The organism is Methylobacterium tardum, from assembly GCF_023546765.1.
Lineage (GTDB): Bacteria > Pseudomonadota > Alphaproteobacteria > Rhizobiales > Beijerinckiaceae > Methylobacterium > Methylobacterium tardum.
In genome coordinates, this window is sequence record NZ_CP097484.1 from 1,733,669 (window position 1) to 1,759,339 (window position 25,671).

The 25,671-nt window shown below is 70.9% G+C and carries 19 protein-coding genes and 2 pseudogenes; 7 read left to right on the plus strand and 14 right to left on the minus strand.

The window, feature by feature from the left end; translation table 11 throughout:
• Positions 1-27: 27 nt before the first annotated feature.
• The 5 genes from M6G65_RS08125 to thrC form a co-directional block, all read right to left on the minus strand.
• Positions 28-405, minus strand: coding sequence for a hypothetical protein (locus tag M6G65_RS08125; protein WP_238196444.1), 378 nt, complete (start codon positions 403-405; stop codon positions 28-30).
• A gap of 91 nt (positions 406-496) precedes the next feature.
• On the minus strand, positions 497-910 hold the full coding sequence (locus M6G65_RS08130; RefSeq protein ID WP_238196445.1) for a globin family protein: 414 nt from the start codon (positions 908-910) through the stop codon (positions 497-499).
• 67 nt (positions 911-977) lie between these two features.
• Positions 978-3,896: an EAL domain-containing protein gene (locus M6G65_RS08135; protein WP_238196446.1), complete on the minus strand. Its 2,919-nt coding sequence runs from the start codon at positions 3,894-3,896 to the stop codon at positions 978-980.
• A gap of 181 nt (positions 3,897-4,077) precedes the next feature.
• The gene (locus tag M6G65_RS08140; protein ID WP_250103809.1) at positions 4,078-5,373 is read right to left on the minus strand and encodes a M16 family metallopeptidase; all 1,296 of its coding nucleotides are present in this window, start codon (positions 5,371-5,373) and stop codon (positions 4,078-4,080) included.
• Between the two features lie 7 nt (positions 5,374-5,380).
• On the minus strand, positions 5,381-6,793 hold the full coding sequence (gene thrC / locus M6G65_RS08145) for a threonine synthase (RefSeq protein ID WP_238196448.1): 1,413 nt from the start codon (positions 6,791-6,793) through the stop codon (positions 5,381-5,383).
• Between the two features lie 214 nt (positions 6,794-7,007).
• Between thrC and M6G65_RS08150 the strand changes: the two genes are divergently transcribed.
• Entirely contained in the window at positions 7,008-7,289 is a 282-nt protein-coding gene (locus tag M6G65_RS08150) for a hypothetical protein (RefSeq protein ID WP_250103810.1), read from the plus strand.
• A 125-nt stretch (positions 7,290-7,414) separates the two neighbouring features.
• On the opposite strand, the gene M6G65_RS08155 is transcribed toward M6G65_RS08150, so the two are convergent.
• Positions 7,415-7,825 carry a DUF4864 domain-containing protein gene (locus M6G65_RS08155; RefSeq protein ID WP_238196450.1) on the minus strand — a complete coding sequence of 137 codons (411 nt, stop codon included), beginning with the start codon at positions 7,823-7,825 and terminating at the stop codon, positions 7,415-7,417.
• A 364-nt stretch (positions 7,826-8,189) separates the two neighbouring features.
• Here M6G65_RS08155 and rutA point away from each other — a divergent pair, with 364 nt between their 5' ends.
• The 4 genes and pseudogenes from rutA (at position 8,190) to rutD (ending at position 11,237) form a co-directional block, all read left to right on the plus strand.
• Positions 8,190-9,284: a pyrimidine utilization protein A gene (gene rutA / locus M6G65_RS08160; protein ID WP_238196460.1), complete on the plus strand. Its 1,095-nt coding sequence runs from the start codon at positions 8,190-8,192 to the stop codon at positions 9,282-9,284.
• A complete protein-coding gene (gene rutB / locus M6G65_RS08165; RefSeq protein WP_238196451.1) occupies positions 9,284-10,021 on the plus strand; it encodes a pyrimidine utilization protein B in 738 nt (245 codons plus the stop codon). Before rutA ends, rutB begins: the two co-directional genes overlap by 1 nt.
• 42 nt (positions 10,022-10,063) lie before the next feature.
• Complete coding sequence (gene rutC / locus M6G65_RS08170) at positions 10,064-10,450, plus strand: pyrimidine utilization protein C (protein WP_192709534.1); 387 nt, start codon at positions 10,064-10,066, stop codon at positions 10,448-10,450.
• A pseudogene (gene rutD, locus M6G65_RS08175) lies at positions 10,447-11,237 on the plus strand (pyrimidine utilization protein D). Before rutC ends, rutD begins: the two are co-directional and overlap by 4 nt.
• A 7-nt stretch (positions 11,238-11,244) precedes the next feature.
• Here the strand turns inward: rutD and M6G65_RS08180 are convergent.
• From M6G65_RS08180 to M6G65_RS08195, 4 genes are all read right to left on the minus strand, one after another.
• Positions 11,245-12,144, minus strand: a complete 900-nt coding sequence (locus tag M6G65_RS08180; RefSeq protein WP_238196453.1) for a DUF2142 domain-containing protein — start codon at positions 12,142-12,144, stop codon at positions 11,245-11,247.
• Positions 12,145-12,301: 157 nt separating this feature from the next.
• Positions 12,302-13,282 carry a glycosyltransferase family 2 protein gene (locus M6G65_RS08185; protein ID WP_238196454.1) on the minus strand — a complete coding sequence of 327 codons (981 nt, stop codon included), beginning with the start codon at positions 13,280-13,282 and terminating at the stop codon, positions 12,302-12,304.
• Positions 13,279-14,199, minus strand: coding sequence for a glycosyltransferase family protein (locus M6G65_RS08190; protein WP_238196455.1), 921 nt, complete (start codon positions 14,197-14,199; stop codon positions 13,279-13,281). The genes M6G65_RS08185 and M6G65_RS08190 overlap by 4 nt, the downstream gene beginning before the upstream one ends.
• Positions 14,200-14,223: 24 nt before the next feature.
• A complete protein-coding gene (locus M6G65_RS08195; protein ID WP_238196456.1) occupies positions 14,224-14,856 on the minus strand; it encodes a PadR family transcriptional regulator in 633 nt (210 codons plus the stop codon).
• 346 nt (positions 14,857-15,202) lie between these two features.
• On the opposite strand from M6G65_RS08195, the pseudogene M6G65_RS33420 reads away from it, so the two are divergent.
• Together M6G65_RS33420 and M6G65_RS33425 are read left to right on the plus strand one after the other, a co-directional pair.
• Positions 15,203-19,136 (plus strand): annotated as a pseudogene (locus M6G65_RS33420) (glycosyltransferase).
• Positions 19,133-19,975: a CatB-related O-acetyltransferase gene (locus M6G65_RS33425; RefSeq protein WP_284042373.1), complete on the plus strand. Its 843-nt coding sequence runs from the start codon at positions 19,133-19,135 to the stop codon at positions 19,973-19,975. The pseudogene M6G65_RS33420 and the gene M6G65_RS33425 overlap by 4 nt, the downstream one beginning before the upstream one ends.
• Before the next feature lie 562 nt (positions 19,976-20,537).
• On the opposite strand, the gene M6G65_RS08220 is transcribed toward M6G65_RS33425, so the two are convergent.
• The 4 genes from M6G65_RS08220 to M6G65_RS08235 form a co-directional block, all read right to left on the minus strand.
• Positions 20,538-21,719 carry a DegT/DnrJ/EryC1/StrS family aminotransferase gene (locus tag M6G65_RS08220; protein ID WP_238198952.1) on the minus strand — a complete coding sequence of 394 codons (1,182 nt, stop codon included), beginning with the start codon at positions 21,717-21,719 and terminating at the stop codon, positions 20,538-20,540.
• A gap of 2 nt (positions 21,720-21,721) precedes the next feature.
• Complete coding sequence (locus tag M6G65_RS08225; RefSeq protein WP_238198953.1) at positions 21,722-22,984, minus strand: glycosyltransferase family 4 protein; 1,263 nt, start codon at positions 22,982-22,984, stop codon at positions 21,722-21,724.
• A gap of 78 nt (positions 22,985-23,062) precedes the next feature.
• Positions 23,063-23,878 carry a glycosyltransferase family A protein gene (locus M6G65_RS08230; protein WP_238198954.1) on the minus strand — a complete coding sequence of 272 codons (816 nt, stop codon included), beginning with the start codon at positions 23,876-23,878 and terminating at the stop codon, positions 23,063-23,065.
• Between the two features lie 567 nt (positions 23,879-24,445).
• Positions 24,446-25,663 (minus strand): Zn-dependent hydrolase, encoded by a 1,218-nt coding sequence (locus M6G65_RS08235; RefSeq protein ID WP_238198955.1) that lies wholly within the window; start codon positions 25,661-25,663, stop codon positions 24,446-24,448.
• Between the last annotated feature and the right edge of the window lie 8 nt (positions 25,664-25,671).

The window sequence follows — 25,671 nt, forward strand, 5'->3', positions numbered from 1 at the left end:
CTCTCCCCCGCATGCCCTGGTGACGGATCAGCGGGCGCGGATCAGGAGCGTGTCGACGAGGGCCGCCCAGCGCTCCCGGGTCGCGCGGACATCGTCGGTCGGGGCGGAATCCGTGAGGAGCTGGCGCTGCGCCCGCAGCGCCTCGACCTCCTGCCGCTGGGCGCGGAGCACGGCCTTCATCACCTGCAGCTCGGTCTCGAGCCGGGCGATCTCGTCGGCCGCGTCGGCGTCGGCCAAGAGGTCGTCGGCATAATCCTCGACGGCCTCGTCGGAGGGGCGCGCCCCGCGGCCGGGCAAGGGCAGCCGGGTCCGGGCCTGCTGCTCTAGCCGCACCGGCCGGGCCATCAGGCGGCGCACGAGGTCAGAGCTGCCTGCCTGCTGATAACGCCGTGCCGCCTCGGCCATCCGACCCATCCCCTGCGCGGGCGCTGAAAGGCCCATCCGTCAACAGGAGCTTGATCGGACATGGTTAAGGGGGCCTTAAACCGATCGCGTCTCACGCCGCTTCCGCGGCTGCCTGCTGCATCACCCGGGCGACGAGCGCGTAGGTCTCGGTCCAGGCCTCCCGCACCTCCGGGGTGAAATCCGGGCCCAGGCCCTGCTCCAGGGTCCACAGCAGGGCGGCGCCCACCGGCTCGTAATGGGCCGCCTGCGTGCCGTAGGCCACGTGCTTGCGCCCGAGGTCCTGGAGCGCCGGGACCACGGTCCCCGGATGGGCGAGATTCGCCACCGCCAGTCCCAGCATGGCCATCAGCTTCTGCTTCTGCTCGGCCATGTCCTCGGGGAAGAGCGCGCGGACCTGTGGGGCGATCTCGAACAGGCGCCCGTAGAACAGATCGGCCGCCGTCCCGGCGATCGGCCGCACCTTCGCGAAGCTGTCCTGCACGCGCTTGATCTGTTCGGGCGTCATCGCATCCCCTGCCGCCGGGTTAATCTTTGGTCGGCAGTATACCTGATTCTCCGGTCCGGAACGAACCTCAGGCCGCTTCCGGGGCCGCTCCGACGATCTGCCGGGCCTGCAGCAGGGTCATGGGCTCGCCGAAGGCGGGACCCAGCGCGTATTCGCAGCCGAGCCCGGCCAGCGCCTGGGCGTCGGCTTCCGATTCGCAGCCCTCCGCCACGATGGCGAGGTTCAATTCGCTCGCCATGCGGACGATCGAGCGCAGGATCGCGGTCTGGCCGGTGCCGATCTGGCGCACGAAGGTCGCGTCGACCTTGATCGTGTCGAACGGGAAGCGCTGGAGATAGGAGAGCGCCGAGTAGCCGGTGCCGAAATCCGACAGGCACAGGCCGGCGCCGAGGTCGTGGATCCGCGCCAGCATCTGGGCCGCGTATTCCGGGTTCTCCATCACGAGGCTCTCGCTGAATTCCAGCTTGAGCGAGCCGGGCAGGGCCCCGGAACGGGCCAGCACGGTCTTCACGTCGTGCAGGAGGTCGTGGCGCAGGAGCTGGCGCGAGGACAGGTTGCAGGCCGCGAAGATCGGCGGCTCGACCTCCAGGGAGCGCTGCCACGCCGCGAGTTCGAGGGCGGTGCGCTCCAGGGCGAAGATGCCGAGATTGACGATGAAGCCGCTCTCCTCGGCAAGCGGCAGGAAGGTCGAGGCGGGGATGCGCCCGAGCTTCGGGTGGTCCCAGCGCAGCACCGTCTCGAAGCCCGCCACGGTGCGGTCCTCGAGCCGCACCACCGGCAGGAACAGGACGCGCATCTCGTTGCGCTCGATCGCCTTGCGCAGGTCGCTCTCCAGCATCATCCGGTCCGAGCGGTCGGTGCGCATATGGGCCCGGAACACCTCGATCCGGTCGCCGCCGTTGCGCTTGGCCTGGATCATGGCGATCTCGGCGCTCTTGAACACCTCGTCGCGCTTGAGGTTGGCCCCCGCCTCGTGGAGGGCGAGGCCGATCGAGACGGTGAGGAAGATCTCCCGGTCCGCGTAGGTGATCGGGGTCGCGATCGCCCGGCGGATCATCTCGGCGAAGGCCAGGATCCGGTCGGGGTCGCGCTCGGAGAGCAGGATGACGGCGAACTCGTCGCCGGCGACCCGGGCGAGGGTATCCTGCGGCCGCAGCAGGCGGCCGAGCCGGCGCGAGAGGGTCAGCAGGATCGAATCGCCCGCCGACAGGCCGATCGCGTCGTTGATGCCCTTGAACCGGTCGACGTCGAGCGCGATCACGGTGGGCTTGAGGCGCGGGTCCTGGCCGGCGAAGGCCAGAGCCGCGTCGAGACGGTCGCCGAACAATTCCCGGTTGGGCAGGCCGGTGAGGCTGTCGTGGACGGCGTCGTGGAGCAGGCGCTCCTCCGCGGTCTTGATCTCGGTGACGTCCGCGATGGTGCCGACCACCCGGATCACCTCGCCGTCGGCGCCGATCACCGGCCGCGCCTTCAGCCGGTACCAGAAGAAGCTGCCGGCGGCCGAGCGCAGGCGGAAATCGTGGACGATGCGGCCGCGCCGCTCCTCGATCACCGTGTCGAGGGCCGCCGAGTAGCGCTCCACGTCGAACGGGTGCAGCGCCCCGAGCCAGTTGGTCGCCGGCCCCTCCAGGGTCCCGCGGGCGAGGCCGAGCTGGCCCTCGATCTCCGGACCGACGAAGACCCGGTCGGCCGGCACGTCCCAGTCGAACACCACGTCGCCCGCGCCGGTGAGCGCCAGCGCCCGCCGCTCCGTGTCGGAGACCAGGGCGTGACTGAGGCCGCCCCCCGCGAAGGCGTGCTGGAGCACCGTGAAGCCGATCAGCATCACGATCAGCACGAGGCCGCCGATCAGCGCCGGCTGCACGAGGTCGCTGCCGATCTGGCCGGTGACCGCGAAGCCCGCCGCCGTCACCCAGACCACCAGCAGCAGCCAGGTTGGCACCAGCAGGATCGCGCGGTCGTAGCCGTTATGGGCGGCGAGGTAGAGGATCAGCAGCAGGCCGATCCCAGCCACCGCGGCGATTGAGATCCGCGCCACACCCGCCGCAACCGGCGGGTCGAACACCGCGAGCCCCACGAGGCCCGCCAGGAAGGCGAGCCAGAAGAACGCCACGTGGCTGTAGCGTACATGCCAGCGGGCGAGGTTGAGATAGGCGAACAGGAAGACCAACAGCGTCGCCCCGAGCACCGCCTCGGCGGAGGCGCGGTAGACCCGCTCGGCCAGTTCCGTGACCGGGAAGACCCGCTGCAGGAAGCCGAAATCGATGCAGGCATAGGCGAGCACCGACCACGCCAGCGCCGCGGCGGCGGGGAAGATGATCGCGCCCTTGACCACGAACACGATGGTCAGGAACAGCGCCAGCAGGCCGCTGATGCCGATGATGATGCCCTTGTAGAGGGTCAGGCCGGCGGCCTTCCGCCGGTAGGCGTCCTGGTCCCAGAGATGGAGCTGGGGGACGTTGGAGCCGCGCAGCTCGGCCACGTAGGTGACCGTCGTGCCGGGATCGAGCGTGATGGTGAACTGGTCGGCTTCCGGGTTCTCGTCGCGTTCCGGGCGGATGCCCTGGCTCGCCGTGATGGCGGCGATGCGCGAGCCGCCGAGATCGGGCCAGATCACCCCGGAATCGACCAGCCGGAAATGCGGCGCGACCAGGATACGGTCGATCTGCTCATCGGTGTCGTTGGTGAGCGCGAACACGATCCAGTCGGGCCGGGCGCCGGCGTCGCGCGCCTTGACGACGATGCGGCGGACGATGCCGTCCTTGCCGGGCGCCGTGGAGATCTGGATCAGGTCGCCGTCCGAGCGGTAGCGTTCGATCGCGGTGGTCAGATCGATCACCGGCGCGTCGAGGGTGACGCGCACCGCCTCTACGGCCCGGGCCGGCCCACCCAGCGCGAGGGAACCGACGAGGCCGCCGACCAGGGTCAGGAGGAGGGCGAGGATGCGCAAGGGTATCGTGACTTCCGGCCGTACGAGAAGCGGCATCGGCCGCCCGTGCGGCCTCGATCGATAGGCGTGGGCCCGACCCGGGGCAAGCGCGCTCCGGGGCCGGTCCACCGCCCGCGGATCGCGCCCCTTTGCGGCCAAATCAAGTTGGGTGGGGCAGGGGCAGCCATTCCACCGCCCTCTCGGTCATCGCGAGGGCAGCGAAGTCGGCGCGGCCGTCTCAGGCCGCCCGGAGCGCGCCCGCGACTCTGTCGAGGCTCGGCAGCTTGCGGATCGGGCCGATCGCCGCCAGCGTCGGCGTCCCCCGCAGCATCGCGGCCGCCGCGGCGCGGACGTCCTCGACCGTGACGGCGTCGACCTTGTCGATCACCTCCCCGGCGGGAATCACCCGGCCCCAGGCCAGGATCTGGCGGGCGTTGCGCTCGATCCGCCCGCCCGGCGTCTCCAGCGCCGAGAGCAGCGACACCTTCAGCTGCGCTTTGGCCCGGGCGATCTCGATGGCGTCGAGGTCGCGGGCCGCCCGGGCGGTGGCGGCGAGCGTCACGTCGACGAGTTCGGGCAGGTCCGCCCCCGCGGTGCCGGCGCCGATGCCGAACAGGCCGCAATCGGAGAACGGCCAGTGGAAGGCCTGGATCTCGTAGGCGAGGCCGCGGGTCTCGCGCACCTCCTGCCAGAGCCGCGAGGTCAGGCCGCCGCCCAGAACCTGCGCGAACATGTGGAGGGCGTAGTAGCCCTCGTCCCGGAACGACAGGCCCGGCAGGCCGATCACCACGTTGGCCTGCTCGAGCTTGCGCGGCATCCGCCGCTCGCCGCCGCCGTAGACCCCCGGCACCGCCGCAGGCGCGGCCTTGGCGGGGAGGGCGCCGAAATGGCGCTCGGCCGCCGCCACGATCGCCTCGTGGGCCACGGCGCCGGCCCCGGCCACGACGATGCGGTCCGGCGTGTATTCCCGGTCAAGATAGGCGCGGATGCCGGCCTCGCCGAAGCTCCGGATCGTCTCGGGCCTCCCCAGGATCGGCCGGCCGACCGGCTGGTCCGGGAAGGCGGCCTCCGTGAAGGCGTCGTAGACCACGTCGTCGGGGGTGTCCTCGACGGCAGCGTATTCCTGCAGGATGACGCCCTTCTCCCGGGCAAGCTCGCCCGCGTCGAACACCGAGTCGGTGAGGATGTCGCCGATCACGTCGAGGGCGAGGCCGGCATCCTCGCCGAGCACGCGGGCGGTGTAGCTCGTGCCTTCCGTGGAGGTGGCGGCGTTGATCTCGCCGCCGACATTCTCGATCTCCTCGGCGATCTTCTGCGCCGAGCGCGTCCGCGTCCCCTTGAACGCCATGTGCTCGATGAGGTGGGACAGGCCCACCTCGTCGGCGCGCTCGTTGCGCGAGCCGGCGCCGACCCAGACGCCGAGGCTGGCGGTGGCCACGCCCGGCATCGGCTCGGTCACCACCGTGACGCCGTTCGGCAGCTGCGTCGTGCGTAAGGAAGGCGAGGCCGCGTGCGTGGAGAAGTGCTGGTTCATCGCGGGCTCACGCACCCCTCGTGATGCGGGCGCGCTCGCGAATCAGCGCCTCCACGGTGGCCTGGTCGTTGGTCACCCGGGTCAGGCGCTCGGGCCGGTCCATCAGGTCGGCGAGGTGTGGGGGCAGGGGCGGGCGCAGGCCGCCCGTGGCCTTGGCGACCGCATCCGGGAACTTCGCCGGATGCGCGGTGGCGAGCGCCACCACCGGGGTCGTCGGATCCTGCTCCAGCAGCCGCCGCCCGGCCCGCACGCCGATGGCGCTGTGTGGATCGAGCACCACGCCGGTGGCGGCCTGGGTCAGGGCGATCTCCGCCATGACGTCGGGCTCCGGCACCGCCACGGCGTCGAATTCCGAGCGCACCGCCGCCAGCACCTCGGGGCTCAGCGAGAACCCGCCGGACTGCTTCAGCCCGGCCATCAGCCGCGACAGGGACGAGGCATCGCGCCCCAGGGCCTCGAACAGGAGCCGCTCGAAGTTCGACGAGATCTGGATGTCCATGGAGGGCGAGGTGGTGGGCACCACGCCGCGCAGCTCGTAGGCGCCGTGCTCCAGGGTGCGCACCAGGATGTCGTTGGCATTGGTGCCAATCATCAGCCTCTGGACCGGCAGGCCCATCTGCTTGGCGACCCAGCCGGCGAGCACGTCGCCGAAATTGCCGGTCGGCACCGCGAAGGAGACCGGGCGGTGGGGGGAGCCCAACGCCACCGCGCTGGTGAAGTAGTAGACCGCCTGCGCCGCGACCCGGGCCCAGTTGATCGAGTTGACGCCCGAGAGCCGCACCGCGTCGGCGAAATCGGCGTGCTGGAACAGGGCTTTGACCAGGTTCTGGCAATCGTCGAAGGTGCCGTCGATCGCGAGCGCGTGGACGTTCTGCGCCGGCACCGAGGTCATCTGCCGCCGCTGCACCTCCGAGACCCGCCCGTGCGGGTAGAGGATGAACACGTCGACCCGGTCGAGACCGCCGAAGGCCTCGACCGCCGCCGAGCCGGTATCGCCCGACGTCGCGCCCACGATGGTGGCGCGGGCGCCGCGCTGGGTCAGGACATGGTCCATCAGCCGCCCGAGCAGCTGCATCGCCACGTCCTTGAAGGCGAGCGTCGGCCCGTGGAAGAGTTCCAGCAGGAACAGGTTGTCGTCGAGCTGGGTCAGCGGGCAGACCGCCGGGTGGCGGAACGTCGCGTAGGCCCCGTCGATCATCCGGTCGAGGTCCGGGCCGGCGATGTCGCCGTCGATCAGCGGGCGCAGCACCCGCTTGGCGGCCTCCGCGTAGGGCCGGCCCGCCAGGGCGGCGATCTCCGGACGGCCGATCTGCGGCCAGGTCTGCGGCACGTAGAGCCCGCCGTCGCGGGCGAGGCCCGCCAGGAGCGCATCCGAGAACGAGAGCGGCGCGGCCTCGCCGCGAGTCGAGACGTGGAGCACAGGGTCCTCCGAGGGGAAGGCGCCCCCTCTACACGATGCCGGCGGTCCTGTCGAAAGCCCGGGCCGCGCGACCGATCTGCGCGGGCAGCGGGCCGGGCCTTTAACCGGGGCTGAACGGGCCGGTTCAGGGCCGGTTTCGCGGGTGCGCCGTAGAGCCTGACCGGCCCCACGGCACCCGAGCCGGCGGGGTGGATCGAGCCTCAGGAGAGCCGACATGACCCGAATCATCGCCCTCGCCGGCGTCGCGGCGCTGCTGTCCGGCACCGTCGCCTTCGCGCAGACGCCGCCTCCGCCCCCGGCGGTCCGCGGCCCGGCCCCGAGGCCGGCGCACCGCCCCCGCCGCCTCCCCCGGGCGGCCCCCGCCGCGGCCCGGATGCCGACGCGCCGCCCCCGCCACCCGGAGGTCCGCAGCGCGGCCCCGATGGCCCGCCGCCTCCCCCGCCGCCGAAGGGCGCGCATTTCATCCTTGAGCGCGGCGATGCCCGCATCGACGTGAAATGCGCCGACGACGACCCGACGAAGGCCTGCGCCGACATCACCCTGCAGATGCTCGACAAGCTAACGACGCTGAAGTCGGAGCCCCGGTGAGGCCGGGCCCGCCGCCGGGCAGGCGGCGGGCCTTCAGGCGCTCGTACCCGGCGCCTTGATCAGGCGGCAGCCGGTGATCCGCCACTGGCCGTCCGCGTCCCGGACGAGGCTGTACTCGGCGGTCCAGTCGACGCCGTACTCGTCCTGGATCGCCACCAACTGGACCACGCCCGCCGCCTCTGTGTCCCGCGCATCGCCAAACACGAAGCTGCGGTGGCGGTAGACCGGGCGGTACTGGTTCCGGACCATGCCGATGAACAGGTCGGCGTTCGGGAACAGCGCGCGGATCGCCGGGGCGGCCTGGTCGTAGGCAGTCTGCGCGTCGTCGCGGCTCAGCGCCTGCTCCTGCCGGGCGATGACTGCCCGGGCGGCCGCGCGGGCGCTGTCATCGGCCGCCGCCGGTCCCGCGAGGACGAGGAGGAGGAGGGCGGGCCACGCGCGCATCGACGGTCACTCCGGCTGGACGGATCCGAATTCTATCATCGTGCCCTGGAAATGGTCCCCGGTCCGGCGAGGACAATCGGCCTGCGACCTCCCGGGCAGAGGGACCGCACGAAAACGCGTCTCGACTGGGCCAATTCTGCAGCTCGGCCGCGCGCACCGGTTGGGCACGGCCCGCGTTCCGTTTGTGCAAGCCGCTGGAATGATGGGCATTTTCGCGCCGAATCCGTGCCGCGGGTTTGACCCTCTGCCCGGGTTTTGCAAGCCTCCGCGGGCCGACTCGATTCCGGGGGGAACCGGCCAGGCGGAGCGCAGGACGATGACGGAGATCCACGCGGACGACGCCGCTGCCCGAGACGCCCGCCCCATGAGCGTCGGGGTGTTCATCCCGATCGGCAACAACGGCTGGCTCCTGTCGGAGAACGCCCCGCAATACCGCCCGAGCTTCGCGCTCAACAAGGCGGTCACCCTGAAGGCCGAGGGCTACGGGCTCGATTTCGCCCTGTCGATGATCAAGCTGCGCGGCTTCGGCGGCAAGACCGAGTTCTGGGACCACAATCTCGAATCCTTCACGCTGATGGCGGGGCTCGCCGCCGTCACCACCCGGATCAAGCTGTTCGCCACCGCGGCGACCCTGTGCCTGCCGCCCGCGATCGTTGCCCGCATGGCCGCGACGATCGACTCGATCTCCGACGGGCGCTTCGGCGTGAACCTCATCACCGGTTGGCAGAAGCCGGAATACGACCAGATGGGCTTGTGGCCGGGCGACGCATATTTCGCCAAGCGTTACGAGTACTTGGCCGAGTACACTCAGGTTTTGCGCGAGCTGTGGGAGACCGGGTCCAGCGACCTCAAGGGCACGTTCTTCCAGATGAACGATTGCCGCCTGAGCCCGCGGCCGCAGGCGCCGGTGAAGATCATCTGCGCCGGCCAGAGCGGCGCCGGGCTGGCCTTCACGGCGCGCTATGCCGACTACAATTTCTGCCTGGGCAAGGGGCTGAACACGCCGACCGCCTTCGCGCCGGTCGTGGAGAAGCTCGCGGAGGCCTGCGCGCAGAGCGGGCGTCGCGTGACCTGCTACGCCCTGTTCATGATCATCGCCGACGAGACCGAGGATGCCGCCCTGGCCACCTGGGCGCACTACAAGGCGGGCGCAGATTCCGAGGCGATCGCGTGGCTTGGCGTGCAGGGCGCGGCCGACACCAAGTCGGGCGGCGACACCAACGTGCGCCAGCTCGCCGACCCGACCTCGGCGGTGAACCTCAACATGGGCACCCTGGTGGGCAGCTACGCCCAGGTGGCCGCGATGCTCGACGAGATCATGACCATCGACGGGGTGGAGGGCGTGCTGCTGGTGTTCGACGATTTCCTCAAGGGTCTCGATGCGTTCGGGACGCGGATCCAGCCGCTGATGCGGGCGCGCCGGCATGTCGCCGCGCCGGCGCTGGCGGAGGTCGCCTGATGGCCGCGCCCGCCGGCTTCCGCGATGCCCAAGGCCGGCATGGCGCTGTCGTCCTGCCGGCCCGCCCCGAGCCGATCGCCCTCGACCCGGCCGCCACGGTCCTGATCGTCGTGGACATGCAGAACGCCTACGCGAGCGCGGGCGGCTACCTCGACCTCGCGGGATTCGACGTGTCGGGCACCGCGCCGGTGATCGCCCGGATCGCCCGGGCGGTGGCGGCGGCGCGGGGGGCCGGGATCCGGATCCTGTGGTTCCAGAACGGCTGGGACCCGGATTACGTCGAGGCCGGCGGGCCGGGCTCGCCGAACTGGCACAAGTCCAACGCGCTCAAGACCATGCGCCGGAACCCGGAGCGGAACGCGCAGCTCCTCGCCAGGGGATCCTGGGACTACGCCCTGGTCGACGCCCTGACGCCGGAGCCCGGCGACATCGTGATGGCCAAGCCGCGCTACAGCGGCTTCTACAACACCGCCCTCGACAGCACCCTGCGCGCCCGGGGGGTGAACACCCTGGTCTTCACCGGCATCGCCACCAACGTCTGCGTCGAGTCGACCCTGCGGGACGGGTTCCACCGGGAATATTTCGGCATCGTGCTGGCCGACGCCACCCGTCAGGCCGGGCCGGAGAGCCTGCAGGATTCCGCGCTCGCCAATATCGAGACCTTCTTCGGCTGGGTCTCGGACGTCTCCGCCTTCGAGGCGGCCCTGGACGCGCAGGCCCGCGCCGCGGCCGGGTAGAATCCCCGCCGCCTCCATCCCCACCGCGAGAGTCCGAAAAACATGCCCAAGCAGGTCGTGATACCGCCGGGAACCGGGAAGCCGCTGGCCCCCTACGTGCCGGGCACGCTGGCCGATGGGATCCTGTACGTCTCGGGAACGCTGCCGCTGGATGCGGACGCCAACGTGGTCCATGTCGGCGACGCGGCGGCCCAGGCCCGGCACGTGCTGGAGACCATCAAGGGCGTGGTCGAGGCCGCGGGCGGCACGATGGACGACGTCACCTTCAACCACGTCTTCCTGAAGGACTGGGCCGATTACGCGGCGATCAACGCCGTCTACGCGGCGTATTTTCCGGGCGACAAGCCGGCGCGCTACTGCATCCAGTGCGGCCTCGTGAAGCCGGACGCCCTGGTGGAGATCGCCTCCGTGGCGCATCTCGGCCGATGAGTCCCGGGACGACCCCGCTCCATCACGCGGTGGCGGGCCCGGCGGACGGGCGGCCGGTCCTGCTCTCGCCGGGGCTCGGCGGCGGGGCGGGCTACTTCGCGCCGCAGATGGCGGCCCTGACCGGGCGGTTCCGGGTCGTCACCTACGACCACCGCGGCACCGGGCGCTCCCCGACCGGCTCGGGCCCGACCACGACATCCCGGCCATGGCGCGGGACGCCCTCGCGGTGCTGGACGCCGCCGGCCTCGACCAGGCCGACGTGGTCGGCCACGCGCTGGGCGGCCTGATCGCCCTGCAGATGGCCCTCGCCGCCCCCGAGCGGGTCGGGCGGATCGTGGTGATCAACGGCTGGGACGCGCTGGACCCGGCCACAAGCCGCTGCTTCGCGGCCCGCCGGGCGATCCTGGCCGGGGGCGGGCCGGAGGCCTTCGTGCGGGCGCAGGCGATCTTCCTGTACCCGGCCCCCTGGCTGTCGGCCGAGGCCGAGCGGGTCGCGGCCGACGAGGCGCACGCGCTGGCGCATTTCCCCGGGCCGGAGACCGTCCTCACGCGCATCGGCGCCCTGGAGCGCTTCGCGATCGCCGACCGCCTGGGGGAGATCCCGCACGAGACCCTGGTCATGGCCGCCCGGGACGACGTGCTGGTGCCCTACACGCGCTCCGAGCGCCTCGCGGCGGCTTTGCCCAACGCCCGCCTCGACCTCGCCCCCGAGGGCGGTCACGCCCATAGCGTCACCCGGCCGGATGCCTTCAACCGGGTGCTGCTGGATTTCCTCGACCGGCCCTGAACCGCCCTCACGCCAACCGAAACACGACGGCCAGTGCCGCGATGTTCGCCGCCGCCGCGAGCACCGGGAGCAGGGCGGGCCAGCGCAGGGAGGCCGCGGTGCCGATCCGCCCCCGGGCGAAGGCCGGAACCAGCAGCGCTCCCAGCGGCAGCAGATCGCCGACCTGCAGTCCGTCGGCATGTCCGGCGGGGGCGAGCGCCTGCGCCAGCACCACCAGCCACAGACCCAGCACCGCGCCTCCGACGAGCCAGAGACGCTCCGCCAGTGGGGCCAGGGGGCCGCGCCGCAGGGCGAGGGGCGTCACCAGCAGGGCCAGAGCCCAGACGCCGTAGAGGACAGGGGGCCAGGACGGGGACGGGGCGGCCTCGCCCCCGGCCCCGGCGGCGAGCGACGTCCGGAAGAAGGTAGGCAGAAGGGCGGGCAGGAGCGCGAGAACCGCGGGTGCCAGGCGATCCCGGCCGAAGCGGCCGAACCGCCCCGTCGGCGGGAACGGCACCAGCAGCATCCCGGCGAGCGGCGCGCAGGCCGGCCGGGCCAGCACCGCCAGGGCGATCGCCAGCGTCGCGGCGGCAAGGCGCGCAGGCCTTCCACGGCCCGTCAGCGGCCGGGGCGTGAGCAGCGCGGCCGCGAGGGCGGCCAGCGCGATCACGACACCCTCCGGGCCGGTCGCGGCCGCGAGCGAGCCCGGCAGGCAGAGCAGCGCGAACAGCGCCACGCGCCCCCGGGCGGCCAGCACCAGGGCGGAGAGGCCGAGACCCAGGAACAGGGCGACGTGGGCGAGCCGGCCGACGGTGTCCAGGGCCGGGCCGGGCGGGCCGGTCAGTGCCAGGGCGACGCAGACCGGCGGGCCGAGGCCCAGGAAGGCGAGGCCCCAGAACCGGGCGCCATCGGCCGAGAGCCGATTCACGGCCGCACCGGCATCGGCGCGGCGCCATCATCCCGGGCAGCTCCGCCGGTCGGAAGGCCGGCGGCTGTTTCAGTGGCGCTCGGGGTCGCGTGCGGCATCGCGGATCCAGGCTCGGCGCAGCCGTCCGCCACGGCCCACCGGGCCGCGGCGTACCGGATCAGCCGGCCCTCCGCACGCGCGAAGCGCCCGGAGGGCCCGACAGGAGGCCCGTTACGAGATCCGGCAGCGCCGCGGCCAGCAGGGCCACCGCCCGCAGAACCTCCGCGGCCTCCGCGGGGGAGCGGTGGGCGAGCGCCAGGGCGAGCCGCAGGGGCACCTGCGCGCCGAAGCTCGCCGCCGTCAGCGCAAGGGCCGCGGCCGGGCCGTGATGCTTGCCGGCATACAGGATCTGGCTGCGCAGGAAGTAGAACAGCCGCCGCGCCCGCACCTGCCGGGTCGTGCCCTGGCCGACATGGCGCACGACCGCCCCGGCCACGTGCCGCACGGCGAAGCCCGCAGACCGGGCACGGGTGCAGAGGTCGACATCCTCCCAGTAGACGAAGAAGCGCGGGTCGAACCCGCCGAGCGCCTGGAACAGGTCGCGGCGGATCATCAGGAAGGCGCCCATCACCTGGTCGACGGCGCGGTCCTCTTCGTGGTCCCATTCGAGGAGGAAGTGCGGCCGCGCGAGGCCCAGCCGGTCCAGCGCCAGGGCGCGGCCGAGGAGGCCCGGCACCGAGGGGGCCCGGGCGCAGGAGCGCGCGGTCCGCCCGTCCGGATCGACGAGCCGCGCCCCGACGATCCCGGTCCGCGGATCGGCCATGAGGGCGGTCCGGGCGATGCGGAGGGCGTCCGGCGCGACCTGCGTATCCGGGTTGAGGAACAGGATCGCGGGGGCATCGCCTGCCGCGGCGCCCTGATCGCAGGCCCGGCCGAAGCCGAGATTGGCGTCGTTCCGGATCAGCCGGAGCGGGCGGGGCAGGGCGGGCAGATCCTCGGTGGAGCCGTCTTCCGAGGCATTGTCCACGACGGTGACCTGCACCGCCTCGGCGTCCCGCACGGCCGCGAGGCCCGCGAGGCAGGCGCGCAGCAGCGCGCCGCCGTTCCAGTTGACGATCACCACGTCGAGGACCGGGCGAAGGGCAGGGCGGTCGGTCACGGTCGGTCCTGAGGCAGATCCTCGGGCGGGCCGAGGCGCCCGAGGGCGCCGTCGCGGGCGGCGGCGAGGAGCCGCATCAGCACGGCGGGCCGCCAGCCGGAATCCGCCCAGTACAGCCCGGCCTGGAGCGGCAGGTAGGCGGCCTGGGCGAGCTTCCAGCGCAGCGGCACGTGCGGCAGGCGCCAGGCATAGACGGCGTTGCGCAGGTAGGTGCCCATGCGGAACAGGGGCTGGCGCGGCATGACGATCCCGAGCTTGGCGATCCCGAAGGCACGGATCACCCCGCCGCCGACCCGGTGCGGGATCGCGACGGCGCGGGCGACGTAGCAGCCGTAGCCGCAGGCCCAGGCGCGAAAGCACCATTCGAGCTCGACCCCGTCGATGAAGAAATCGGCCCGGAACGGCCCGACCCGGGCGAAGGCGTCGAGGTCGATGAGCGAGCCCGAGGTCGCCAGGAACTGCACCGGGGCGAGGTCGTCGCGCTCCGGCGCGGCCGGGCGCGGCGGGTAGGCGGGCGCCTTGTGGCCGGCGGTGGGCGCGGGGGCCGGTCCCACCGCCGCCACGGGGATCCCGGCGCCGCGCAGCCGGTCTCGGGCGCCCAGCAGGGCGGCGGCGAGGTGTTCGGGCGGCTCGGCGTCCTGGTCGAGGAGCAGGAGGGTCTCGGCCCCTGCCGCGCGGGCGGCCCCGGCGATCCGGTTGAGCGCCTCGGCGATGCCGAGGTTCCTCCCCTCCGACAGCAGGGTCACGCCGGCCCGGGCGAGGCGTGCCGCATCCGCGACGGCGAGGCCGCCATTGTCGAAGGCGATCACCGCGGCGTATCCCGCCGCGGCCTGCGCCACGGCCCGGTCCACCTGGTCCCGCCCCGGCCGGAACAGGGTGATCCCGAGGACGAGGCGGCTCAGCCGCGGGTCAGGCACCGGCGCTCTCCCGATCGCGTCGCCTCACGCCCGCTCCACCGCGGCGGTGGCCGCCTCCAGGGCCGCCGTGATCGCCGCCGCCTGGTCCGAGCTGAGCGGCCCGCGGGCGAGCCGCATCTGCAGGGCGAGCTTCAGCCCCTCCTTGGCGCGCACCACCGAGGGCGGCGGCCCGTCGCCGCGGGCGGCCTCCGCTTCGGCCATCCGGGCGAGGATCGCCTCGAGGGTCGAGCGGTTGCCGTCGAGGAAGCTCTGCCCCTCCGGGGTGATCGTGTGCAGCCGCTTGGTCCCCTCCCCGGGCGTGACCGTCACGTGGCCGAGCTCCTCCAGGAGCGTGAGCGTCGGGTAGACCGTGCCGGGGCTCGGGCTGTAGGCGCCGCCGACCCGCTCCTCGATGGCCTTGATGATCTCGTAGCCGTGCCGCGGCTTCTCGGCGATGAGGTGGAGGATGACGAGGCGCAGGTCGCCATGGGCGAAGAAGCGCGCGAGATCGCCGCGGCCGCCGCGGCCGAACATCCGCCGGTCGCCGGGACCGCGGCCGTGAGGTCCGTGGGGACCGGGCCGCCCGCGCGGATCCGCGCCCATCGGGCCGCGATGCGCGCGGACGCGATAGGCGTCGAAGGGGTCGGCGTGGAACGCGTCCAAGAACGGGGGGTGCATCTATTTCGATCCAATTTCGATATGTCGTATTTTTAGATATAACGAAAAATCGTGGCCAGCAAGAGAAAGGGCTAAGCGGCAGGCATTGCTCCTCGGGCTTGCCGCCGCAGCGGCGCGCGGTCCCCCTCGGTCGACCACGGTTTACGGATTCCGCCGGTTCCGTTAGTGCGACGGGTCATCGACGCCCTCATCCCTTCGCGCGCCCTGCGCTCCCGACGCTGCCCGCCGGCTGCCGCCCATGAACCGATCCGAGACCTGCGCCTCGACCGCGCCCGCCCCGAGGGCGGCCGAGGGATGCCGCGCCCCGTGACGGCCCGCGGCGAATATTCCTCCGCAGAGTCCTGAGATGCGCCGCGACTCCGACGGAGATGGCCCGATGTCTGCCTTGCGGCGGATCGGGCGCCGCCTCGGCCGGCTGCGCGATCCGCTGGCCAGCCCGGCGGCCCTGCACCGGCTCTGGGCCGGTGCCGACGCGACGGAGACCGACGACCTCGAGACCCGTCTGGTCGCGGCGCTGGCGCCGTCTTTCGACGCGGGCTTCTACGCGAGCTGGTACGGGATCACGGCCGATCCGGTGCGCGACTACCTCGTCCAGGGCTGGCGCGAGGGCCGCGACCCGCGGCCCGACTTCTCCTCCGCCGCCTACCTCGCCGCCCGGCCCCATCTCGCCAAAGCCGGCATCAACCCGTTCCTGCACGCCCTCTCGACACACAGGCGCCGGTCCGGTGCGGCCGGCGGCGCCGACACGGGCGCAGGCGCGGCCCTGCCGAAGCCCGACACCGCCGAGGTCCAGCGCCTCGCCCGCCGCCTCGCCGACGGGCCGTTCTACCTCGCCGGCAACCCCGACCTGCGGGAAGCCGGCGTCGATCCGGTCGACCACTACATGGCCTCGGGCTGGCGCGAGGGCCGCGAGCCGTCGCCCCGCTTCGACACCCTGGCCTACTGCCTGACCCGCGGGATCACCTACGCCACCCAGAACCCGCTGGTGCACTACGTCCTGCACGGCGGAGCCGCCCGGCCGGAGCCGGCCGAGGCGCTGGCGCTGCGGGTCGCGACGCTCGCGCCCTATTTCGACGCCGCCCACTACCGGCGGCGCCTGAACGCCGCGCAGCCGGAGGCGTGGGCCGGCGCCACGGACGCGGAGCTGCTGCGCTTCTACGTGGCGGAGGGCTGGCGGCGGCTCGTCAGCCCGCGTCCGGACTTCGACCCGGCCGGCTTCGTGCAGGCGCGCGCCGGCAGCCGGGCGGTCGCGGACGACCCGTTCTTCCGCTACGTGGCCGAGACGCGTCTGTCCGGGCGGGAGCCGTTTGCCGAGCCGGAGCGGCTGAACGTGCCGGCGGTGGATGAGGCCTGGTACCGGGCGACCTACCCGGATGTGGGCGGGCGTGAGCCGTACCTGCACTTTGCCGGTCTGGGCTGGCGGGAGCTGCGCGATCCGGGGCCGGGGCGCTCGACGCTGGCGGCGCTGCTGCGGGTGTGCGGGTTGCGTCCGGCGCGGGCGCCTGTCGAGGACACGGGCTGGCTGGGGGCGATCGGGGCCGAGCCGGTGGAGCGGGCGGCGTTCCTGGACCTGCAGGCGCGGCTGGTGGCGGGGCATTTCGACCACGGCTTCTACCGGGCACGCTACGGGCTGCCCGCGGAGGCCGACGCGGTGCGCGACTATTGCGACACCGGCTGGCGCAGGGGCCGAAACCCACGGCCCGACTTCAACGGGCAGGCCTATCTCGAAGCGCATCCGGGCGTGCGCGAGACCGGCCTCGCGCCCTTCGTCCACTTCCTCGCCACGGCGCTGATGCACGGCACCGACATCGCGGCCGGGGCCTTCGACCCGCGCTCCGGGACGCCGGATTCGCGGGAGGCGGCGCTCGCCGACGAGACCCGGGAGATCGCGCCGTTCTTCGACGCCGCCTACTACGCCAAGCGCAATCCCGACGCCGCCACCGCCGAGGGCGGGCCGCTCGCGCATTTCGTCGCCTACGGTCAGCACGAGGGGCGCGATCCCAGCGCGGCGTTCTCCACCGCCTTCTACGCGGAGACCTACGGTCACCTGTTGGGTCCTGGGGAGTCGCCGTTCCTGCACTACGTCCGGACCGGTCGGGCGGCCGGGCTGCTGGCCGCGCCCGAGGATCTGGGCACCGCCCCGCCCATGACCGCCCCCGCAGCCCAGGACTGGGACGGCCTGCCGCAAGCCCTGCCCATCGCTCAGGCCCGCGTCGTCGTCATCGTCCCCGTCTACAAGGGACGCGGCGAGACCCTGCGCGCCATCCACGCCTGCCTGTCGGCCCCGCAGCAAACCCCCTTCACCCTGCTGGCCGTCAACGACCGCTCCCCCGACCCGCAGCTCACCGCCGAGCTGGCCGACCTCGCCCGCAAGGGCCTGTTCCACCTCGCCGAGAACGAGCAGAACCTCGGCTTCGTCCGCTCGGTCAACCGCGCCCTCAGCCTCCGCCAGGGCCGCGCCGTCGTCCTGCTCAACTCCGACGCCCAGGTCTTCGGCGACTGGCTCGACCGCCTCGTCGCCCATGCCGAGCCCGATGCCGAACCCGAGGCTGAACCCGCGGACGCCGCCCGCCCGCGCGTGGGCAGCGTCACGCCGCTGTCCAACAACGCCACGATCTGCTCCTACCCGCGCTTCAACGCCAACAACACCATGCCGCTGGAGATCGACCGGCCCGATCTCGACCGCTTGGCCGCCCGGATCAACCGCGGCCGCGCCGTGCCCGTGCCCACCGGCGTCGGCTTCTGCATGTACATGACCGCCGAAGCGCTCGACGCCGTCGGCCCCCTCGACGCCGAGGCCTTCGGCAAGGGCTACGGCGAGGAGAACGACTGGTGCCTGCGCGCTACCAAGGCCGGCTTCGTCAACCTGCTCGCCGAGGACATCTACGTCTACCATGCCGGCCAGATCTCGTTCGGGCTGGATGAGGGCGGCGAGTACGACCAGGGCCGGCGGCGCTGCTGTCCAAGCACCCCGACTACCCGGCCCGCGTCGGGCAGTTCGTCCAGGCCGATCCGGGCCGGGGCGGGCGGGCGCGCCTCGACCTCGCCCGGCTGGCCCGGCACTGCGCCGGCCGGGCGCTGCTGTACGTGACCCACAGCTGGGGCGGGGGCATCCAGCGGCACATCGACGACATGATCGCAAAGGCCCGGGCCGAGGGCCTGTCGGTGGTGCTGCTGCAGATCGACCGGACCCGCAACCTCGAGGTCCAGGTCGCCTACCGCGGCGCCGAGTTCCTGTACCTGCCCAACCTCGGCAGCCTGTACCTGCCGCGCGACGCCGCGACGGTGTCGGGCTTCATCGCGGCGCTGGCGCCGGTCCTGATCCACGTGCACTCGCTGGCGGGGCTGCGCTGGGCGGCGGCGCGGGCGCTGATGGAGCTGGTGGCGGGCTCGGGCCGGCCCTATGCCTGGACGCTGCACGACTACTCGCCGGTCTGCCACCGCAACCACCTGGTGCAGCCGGACGGGCGCTATTGCGGCCTGGCGCCGGTCGCCGAATGCCGGGCGTGCCTGGCGGCGGATGCGGAGGGGTTCGAGGAGCCGGATCCGGGTGAGCGGCGGGCGGCGTTCGGGGCGTTCCTGGCCGGGGCGGCGCGGGTGTTTGCGCCCTCGTCGGACACGGCGGCGCGGATCCGGGGGTGTACCCGGACCTGGCGATCACGGTGCGGCCGCATCTGGAGCCGGAGCGCACGGTGCGCGACACCACCCTGCAGCGGCCCGGACGCGTCCGGCGGGTCGCGGTGCTCGGCGCCATCAGCGCGACGAAGGGCGGCCTGTTCCTGCAGGCGCTGGCAACCGACGCGCAGGACCGGAAGCTGCCGCTGTGGTTCTCGATCGTGGGCTTCTCCGACCCGGCGCTCACGGGCGGCCTGGAACGCGCCGGGGTCACCGAGACGGGGCGCTATGTCGGCGACCACGAAGCGCTCGACATGGTCTGGCGCGTCGCGGCCGACCTGGTCCTGCTTCCGGCGATCTGGCCGGAGACCTACTCGTACGCGCTGACACTGGCTCTGCGCACCGGCCTGCCGGTGGTGGCCTTCGACCTCGGCGCCCCGGGCGAACGGCTCTCCGCCTACCCGAACGGCCACCGCCTGCCCTACGCACTGGTCACCGACCCGGCCGCCTTCAACGACCGGCTGCTGGCCATCGACGTCTCGGAAACCGGGCGGCTCTCCGGGCCGATCCAGGCCGCCGAATACGGCGATCTGAGGCACGCCTATTACGGTCTGGACCCGGCGCCGGCCGGGACGGAACGCCCCATCGACGAGGACGCCGCATGATCTCCGTCAACGAGGACATGAAGCAGGAGATGCTGCGGCGCGGCATCTCGGTGCTGCACCCGGCCCCGTTCGGCCTGCCGGAGGACTGCACCTTCGAGCCGCCGTGCAGCATCAAGTGGATGGGCATCGATTACTGCCTCACCATGGGGGCCTTCTCGTACGCGGTGAGCGGCTACTATTTCGGCGCCGACATCGCCCGCTACTGCTCGATCGGCGAGAGCGTCCAGGTCGGGCGCGGCAGCCACCCGGTCCATTGCGGCTCGACCTCGCCGCTGTTCTACACGCACCACTCGGCCGTGTTCGACCGCCTCGAGCCGCGGGCGGAGGATTACGAGATCTGCGGCCCCTACCTGTGGCCCAAGCGCGTGCGCATCGGCAACGACGTCTATATCGGCCACGGCGCCTTCCTGATGCCCGACATCACGATCGGCGACGGGGCGATCATCGGCGCCATGGCGGTGGTGACCAAGGACGTGCCGCCCTACGCGATCGTGGCCGGCAGCCCGGCCCGGATCGTGAAGATGCGCTTCCCCGACGCGCTGATCGAGCGTTACCTGAAGGTGCAATGGTGGCGCTACGCCTTCTGGGACCTGCGCCAGTGCTCGATCACCGACCCGGAAAAATTCCTCGACGCCGTGGAGGAGCGGATCGCCGGCGGCATGCAGGAATACCGGCCGGACTTGATCCCGATCCAGTCGCTGGTGCCGGGGGGTGAGGCTTACGTCTCATCCTCGAAGGCAACGGGCCATGTCCGGCGCACCGTCGCGGGATTACCATGCAACAGGCATCCGTCACCGGCCGGCCGTCTAAGCACCGATCCGGCCGAGAGCTTGCTATAAGCGCCCAGGCGCATTTTCGGGAGGATCGATGCGCCCGTTCCCAGGAATGCGGCCGTCCCGCACACGGTATGGCCGCATAGGAGTGCGCCAGGCGACAGAACGACAGATGCATCGAGCCGCGCGTCGTGATGAACCGCTACCTGCGCATGCAACACCACGTTGGCCCCGAGTTGCACGAAGGGACCGACAAAAACACCGGGGTAGATGATCGCCCCGGCCCCGATCACTGCTGAAGGCGCGATGTAGGCCATCGGGTGAACGATACGCGCCAGGGTAAGGTCCATGCTGACCAGTTCACGATAGACCTTATGCCGGATCGTAGGGTCGCCCGTGCAGACTATGAATGCCTTCTGATCCCTGTCTGAGACGGAGGAGATGTCTGTGTGCGTCGCGAAGGGACTGCTGCAGATGGAAATCAGATCTGCGGTCCGCACCGGCCCAGGGGCGACCACGTCCGTAATGAAGTAACCGTCCCCGCGTCCGCATGCACCGAGGTCATGGAGGAGAGCGGCGACCTCTACCGCCAGACTGCCGCCACCACACATCACGAGTTGCCGCGTCATCAAATGACTCGGATACGTCTGGCATGGGATTCGTGGACGTGATTCTGTTCCGCGCTGCGGAGCGCCGCGGCGCATTTGGCCATGGCCCGCCCCAATGAAGCGCAGACCGCCGCGACATCGGCCTCGGTCATGGCCTCAAAGGTCGGCAGGTTGAGCCCACGGACCGACCATGTCTCGGCGACGGGATAGCAAGTCTCCTCGTGATAGGGGGCCTGCTGGTGCGTCGGGTAGAAGATCGGACGGCTGTCGATGCCGTCGGCCAGGAGCGCCGCCATGACCGCGTCCCGCTCACAGGCACCGCCCCCGGTAAGCAGCACGGTGACGAGCCAGGGCACGGGCACCGCCCATGGCTGGGAGCCGAGCAGGCGCAGGCCTTCGATCCCGGCGAGCCGCTCGGCATACCAAGCGGCGACCTGGCGGCGGGCGGCCAAAATTGTGTCGATCCGTTCGAGCTGAGCGAGGCCGATCGCGGCGGCGAGGTTCGTCATACGGTAGTTGAAACCGACCACCGGATGAATGTAGCGGCGTTGCGGGTCGAGGCCTTGCCCGCGGTAGAGACGCAGCCGCGCCGCGAGAGTCGCGTCGTCCGTCACCACCATGCCGCCCTCGCCGGTGGTGATGATCTTGTTGCCATAGAAGCTGAAGGTCGCACAGGCCCCGAATGAGCCGACCGGCCGCCCCCGATAGGTGGCCCCGTGCGCCTCCGCGGCGTCCTCGACCACGTGCAGGTCGTAGCGCGCGGCTAGCCTCATGATCCGGTCCATATCGGCAGGATGGCCGTAAAGGTGGACCGGCAGGATGGCTCGGGTGCGCGGGGTGATCCGCGCCTCGATACAATCCGGGTCGAGGTTCAGGGTCAGGGGCTCGCAGTCGGCGAAGACCGGTTTGGCCCCGCAATAGGTCACGGCATTCGCCGACGCGATGTAGGTGAGGTTCGGCACGATTACTTCATCGCCGGGGCCGATCCCGAGGGCCGTGAGTGCGAGATGCAGGGCGGTCGTGCCATTGTTGACCGCCACCGCATGCGAGACGCCGCAGAACCGCGCGAAATCGGCCTCAAAAGCGTCGAGGAAGCGGCCACTCGACGAGATCCAGGTGCTGTCGAGGCATTCGAGCACGTAGGCGCGCTCGTTCCCACCCAGGGTCGGAGCAGCGACGGGAATGAAATTGCGGTCGGCCATGATCAAACCGCCGGTCCGGTGGCGATCAGTGCTTCATCGGCCGCGCTCAGAGGCCGGCCGGCTGCCTTGCGGTAGAGGACGCCGAACCGGCGCGCCACCGATTCCCAGGTGTGCTGGGCGACGACCTCCCGCCCGCGCGCAGCGAGCTGGTCGCGAAGCGGAGCTTCCGACCACAGCTTGAAGATTGCACCGGCGATGTCATCGCTGTTGTTGGGGTCGAACAGGAGCGCGCCGCCATCGGTCTGCGACGGCAACGATGTGACGTTGGAGCAGGCGACGGGACACCCGGTCGCGAAGGCCTCCCAGATCGGCGCGCTGGCGGCCTCGAACTTGGTCGGCACGACGGCGCCCCGGGCCAGATGGTAGAGCAGAATCAGATCGCGCTGGGCGATGTAGCCGGCCCACCGGAAACGGTCCGTCACGTTCAGGGCGGCTGCCCGCTCTAGAACACGCAACGAGAACGGCACGAGTGCCCCCGTGAAGATCATGAGGGGCGGCTCGATACCCTGGGCCCGCAGGATTGCGGCGGCCTCCACGAGGCCGACATGGTTCTTGTGCTCCCAGCCGGCCGCCGGGTAGATCAGGAAGCCGCCCGGCTGGACTTGGAAGCGATCGCAGAGGGCCCGCACTTCTGCGGGCGTCGGAGGCGTGCGGTCGGCCGCCGGCGGCGCGAACGGGATGACGGCCAGCTTCTCGGCCGGTACGCGGTATTGGCGCTGGAGATCCTCGGCGATCCAGCGCGAAGCCACCGGCACGACCGCCGCCAGGCTGCAGAAATACTGGTAGATGACCTCACGCTGCTCAAGATCGCCGTCAGAAAAGAACTGCGGCAGGTGAAGGTGCTGGAGGTCGTGGGGGTGATAGAGGAGCGGCAGGTCCGAATCGAGCGCGAATTGCGACAGGGCGTGCACCACCTCCACGCCCGCTTCCCGCAAGAGTCCCGTCGCGTCGTGGAGGTTGATCCGGAGGTTCGCACTCTCGTCTTGGAATTTGAAGATCCGCTGGGCCAGCGACGTGCCAGCCAGCCTGAACGCGCGCTCGCGGATCGGCAGGGCGCTAGTGTTCAACGGCAGCAGCTTGCAATGATCCGACATGATCGCACGCAGATCGTCGCGCGCGTCCGAGTCCACGATCAGGGAGAAGCGAAACTGGTCCGCCGGAAGGTGATGGAGATGGTTGATCAGGCCACGCGTGATCTCGGCCACCCCGCCAGCAGCACCCAGGGCCGGTCGCGCATCGATCGCGACGTGAAGCTGCTCTGACACGGCAAAGTCCTTTTGGTCGTCCTGCGCGCCATCTCCGGCGCACGACTCATCAGACCCGATCCTTGTCCGGAGCTGTTCTCACCAGGGGATGCGGCCGTACCGGCGCGTCAGAACTGCATATTCCGCCGCACTCTGCTCCGCGAAGGCCGGATCGGCGGCGATGCGGGCCATGCCGGAGCGGGCATGGACAAGCCGGGTGACAAGGGGCGCCAGCATCGTGTGGCGCTGCAGCTCTAAGCTCGCTCCACCGAAGCGCACGACATTGGTGATCCAGGGTCGGACCTGTTCCGCCATCGCGAAGGTCGCCGGGGCCAAGGCGTCGATGAGGTGGCAACGTTTCAAGCCGCTGTCGCCCAATCGACCGAGCCATTCGTTATCGAGATGCCAGCGCATGGTAGGATCGAACCGTCCAACCTGCCGGAGGGTGCTGGACGGCATCAGCCAGCCTGAGGGCGTCGGGAAGTCGTTGATGCGCATGATCGTGCCATTCTCATCGACCTCAAGCTGGGTCGTGGAAACAAAATCATAACGTTTCAAAGCATTGAGACCCCAGGTCAGGTAATTCCGGTCCCACCAATCGTCGTCCTCCAAGAAGGCCATGTAGTCAAAACGATCCGCCGCCGCGTCGATTCCCGCATTCAGGGCTCCGGCCTGCGAGCGGGTCTCGCTGCGCGCCCAGATGACATCGCTCCGCTCCGCAAGGGACACGGGGATGTCCGCATCGGCATCGATGCCGATGATGAAGGTCAGCCGCGCGCGACCTTCCGCAACGGCTATCTGGTCGAGCGCGCTGGTGATTGCCCGGTCGACAAAATATCTGTCGGTCTGAGCGCCGGCGGCGACGTGCTGAAGACGGGACGGGATGATCACCCCGACCGACAAAGGTTGCAACATCTCAAATCTTCCCTCGTACGATCATCGAAAGGGCGTCATTGGTAATACTTTTCCAGTACCATGATAATTAAAACGAGAGATAAGTTTTATAAAGCAATAAAAATAATTCCGCGCGTGTATAGATCAGATATTTTGACCCGGTTCAGACATTGATCGCGCTGTCTGTGTTACAGGTTGGAAAATTTGTCGTCAAGTTTACAAAATTAAGACGTATATGGACGTGTTGGATACCCAGTAATGAACATATTTTATAAGAAAGGCAGATAGGTAGTTCTACATCAGTCAATGCTGTCGGTATGAGCAGATTGAACAAGAACAAAAAATTGCAACCGGACATCACGCGGCTGCCGCGTCCGGAAGCCGGATGCAGACGTGGTTTATGGCATCGGCACGGAATCCGAAGGATCCGGCAGATCCTCAGATCCGGATAACGCTCCGCCGCCCTCCAAGCCGGAGCGGCGGCCGAGCCGCGGCTTGTGCTTGTCCTGCAACCTATCGGAACGGCGCGGCGAGCCCGCTCAGCGCACAGACCGGTGCTTCGACAGGCGGCTCCTCACACCGAACCGATCATCTCAGCACCCGCGCCGCCGCCGCGCCGAGCGCCCGGACCCCCAACACGAGGTCGGCGTCGCTGGTATCCTCGGCCCAATGGTGGCTGATGCCGCCGATCGAGGGCACGAACAGCATCGCGGCCGGCAGGATCCGGGCGACGTTCTGGGCATCGTGGCCGGCGCCCGAGGGCATCACCTGCCAGCCGCCGGGACTGACCGCCTCGGCGGCCTCCGAGAGCGCGCGCATCAGCGCCGGGTCGCAGGGGGCGGGGATCGCCTTGGAGAGGGCCGTCAGCGTGGCGGGGCAGAGCTCGCGCCGGTTCGATTCGCGCACCAGCGCCTCCAGGCAGGCCTCCATGCGCTCCAGCACCGGCATCGACACGTCGCGGAACTGGAAGAACACCTCGGCGCGGCCCGGGATGATGCTGAAGCCGCCGGGATCCAGGGTGATCCGCCCCGTGGTCCAAGTGCTGCGCGGGCCGCAGACCTTCGGGAACTCACGGTCGATCGCCGCCAGGAGTCGCACCGCCGAGAGCCCGGCGTCCCGGCGCTCGGCCATGGTGGTGCCGCCCGCATGGTCCTGGTTGCCGGAAAAATCGATCCGGAACTGCCAGATCGCCACGATGCCGCTCACCACCCCGAGATGCAGGCCGGCGGATTCGAGCTGCGTGCCCTGCTCGATATGCATCTCCAGGAAGCCGCGGTAGCGGCCCGGGTCGAGCTGCATCCGGGGCAGGCCGGCAAGCCCGGCATTCGCCAGGGCGTCGCGCAGGGGCGTGCCGTCGGTGCGGTTGCGGGCTTCGTCGATCTCGGCCTCGGTCAGGTCGCCGATCGCCGAGCGGCTGCCCAGGAAGCCGCCCGAGAAATGCCCCTCCTCGTCGGCGAAGGCGACGACGTCGACCGGCAGGCCGGCGCGGGCGAGCGCCACCCCGGCCACGACCCCCAGCGCCCCGTCGAGCCAGCCGGCCTCGTTCTGGGTCTCGATGTGGCTGCCGACCAGGAGATGCGGGCCGGGGCCGCGGTGCCGCCCGAGGACGTTGCCGATCCCGTCGATGGAGGCCTCCCGGCCGCAGGCCTCCAGCTTGGCCATCAGCCAGCGGCGGGATTCCATGTCCTCGGCCGAGAAGGTCGGGCGGTGGACGCCGGTGCGGAACCGGCCGATCTCGCGCAGGGCGTACAGGTCGGCCAGGAAGGCTTCAGTATCGATGAGGGCTTGCGTGTCGATCTCGGTCATGCGGTCCC